This window comes from Trebonia sp. (genome assembly GCF_049794275.1).
Classification (GTDB): Bacteria; Actinomycetota; Actinomycetes; order Streptosporangiales; family Streptosporangiaceae; genus Trebonia.
Genome location: NZ_JBARCR010000769.1, coordinates 1 through 2295, shown reverse-complemented (window position 1 = coordinate 2295; position 2295 = coordinate 1). Strand labels below are relative to the sequence as shown.

The following is a 2295-nucleotide window of genomic DNA, read 5'->3' as shown; positions in this document are numbered from 1 at the left end:
GGTGACGTCCATGGCGCGGAGCTGGTCGAGCACCTCGTCGCTGTAGGCGGGGACGATGTCCGTGATCACGTAGCCCAGGTCGTCCCTGGTGCGCAGCAGCTGGCCCTCGACGTTCACCCCGTGGTCGGCGAGCACCCGGTTGATCGTGGCGAGCACGCCGGGGACGTTCTGGTGCAGGTGCACCAGGCGGTGCGTGCCCGGCGCGGACGGCAGCGCCACCCCGGGCATGTTGACCGACATCGAGGTCGCGCCGCCCTCGGCGAAGTCGACCAGCTTGCCGGAGACGAACTCGCCGATGTCCTGCTGCGCTTCTTCGGTCGAGCCGCCGATGTGCGGGGTGAGGATGACGTTGCTGAGGCCGCGCAGTTCGGAGACGAACTCCTCGCCGTTGCCCTTGGGCTCGCGCGGGAACACGTCGATCGCCGCGCCGGCGATGTGCCCCGACTCGATGTGGCTGCGCAGCGCCGCGTGGTCGACGACGAAGCCGCGGGACAGGTTCAGGAACAACGACCGCGGCCGCATCCTGGCGAACTCTTCCTCGCCGAAGAACCCGTGGTTGCCCGAGCGGCCGTCCACGTGCAGCGTCACGGTCTCGACCGACTCGAGCAGCTCCTCAAGCGAGGAGCAGCGGCGGGCGTTGCCGATGGCGAGCTTGTCGGCTATGTCGTAGAAGTACACGGTCATGCCGAGGCTCTCGGCGATCACCGACAGCTGGGTGCCGATGTTCCCGTAGCCGACGATGCCCAGCTTCCTGCCGCGCACCTCGTGCGCGCCCTTGGCGGACTTGTCCCAGACGCCCTGGTGCATCTTCGCGTTCTTCTCCGGCAGCCGCCGGGCCATCGAGATGATCTCGGCGATCGCCAGTTCGACGACGCTGCGGGTGTTGGAGAACGGCGCGTTGAACACCGGCACGCCGCGCTTGGCCGCCGCGGCGAGGTCGACCTGGTTCGTCCCGATGCAGAACGCGCCGACGGCGAGCAGGTCAGGGGCGGCCGCGAGGACCCGCCCGGTGACGTGCGTCTGCGATCTGATGCCGAGGAGACTGATGCCCTGGAGCGCCTCGATGAGCTCTTCCTCGCCGAGCGCGCGTGGCATCGTGCGCACTTCGTAGCCGGCCTTCGTCAGTCGCGCCGTCGCGTCCGGATGAATGTTCTCCAGCAGCAGCGCGCGGTTGAGCGTGTCCAGCGTCAGCACCTCTCCCCGTCGGACGGAATTGACCACCGCCCGCAAATGTACAGGATCGTCCGGAACGGATCGTGTCCGTCGCGTGCGGCCGGGTGGCTCGCCGGGCGGCCCGTCAGGCGGGCCGGACCGCGCCGATGCCAGTCCCGTCCACGGCGTCGAGCTGGGCCAGCCGGCCGCGGACGTCGCTGGTGTCTACGCCGGGGATCCTGGTCAGCACGGCCAGCGCCTGCTCCCAGCTGAGCCTGGCGCGCGCGGGCAGCCCGGCGGTGAGCTGCGTGTCCCCGAGCCTGATCAGCGACGAGGCCTGGCCCTCCGGGTCGCCGATGTCGCGGTAGATGTCCACCGCCTGCTCGTAGTGCGCGATCGCCTGTCCGTAGTTGGCGAGCCCGTCGTAGGCGTAGCCCATGCTGTCCAGGGTGTCCGCCGCGCCGCTGCGGCTGCCCGACTCGCGGTGCAGCTCCAGCGCCCGTCCGCAGTGCAGCAGCGCCTCGGCGTGCCTGCCGAGGTGCGCGTAGATCCAGCCGACCGCGTTCTCTGAGTAGGCGACCACCGCGGGGGCGGCGAACGCGCGGCGCAGCCGCAGCGCCTCGAGGGCGTGCTCGAGCGCCTCCGCGTACCGGTGCTGCTGGTCGAGCAGCAGCGCCAGCCCGTGCCGTACCTGTCCGATGCTGGCCCTGTCCCCGAGCTCAGTGAACAGCTCGAGCGCCAGCGTCAGGTGCTCGAGACTCTCGGCCCAGTCGCCGAGCCGCCCGCTGACGTGGCCAAGGTCGTAGTGCACGTGAGCGAGGGCGACCGGGTCGCCCAGGCGGTGCGCGCAGGCCAGCGCCGTGCGCTGCAGCGCGGCGACGTCCTGTATCTGGCCGCGGCGCTTCAGGATCGGTGACCAGTACCACGCCAGCGTCCAGCAGTAGGCCTCGAGGCCCGGCTCGGCGGCCATGGCGACGATGGCCTCCTGCAGGACGCGGTGTTCGGCGTCGAACCAGGCGAGCGCCGCCTCGTAGGAGGCGAACTTCTCCGGGGTGACGTCCGGCGGCCAGGGCGGCAGCTCGACGTGCCCGCGCGCCGGGTACAGTCGCTCGCTCGCGGCGCGCGCGGTCCGCACATAGTGGT

Annotated in this window: 2 protein-coding genes; both read right to left on the bottom strand. The window is 71.0% G+C overall.

The features are described from left to right. Positions 1 to 1194 (bottom strand): phosphoglycerate dehydrogenase (gene serA, locus WA805_RS20090; RefSeq protein ID WP_425243096.1); only part of this gene is annotated, 1194 nt, incomplete at its 3' end. A 103-nt stretch (positions 1195 to 1297) separates the two neighbouring features. Next, the coding region (locus tag WA805_RS20085; protein ID WP_425243095.1) for a tetratricopeptide repeat protein at positions 1298 to 2295 on the bottom strand (998 nt) is incomplete at its 5' end.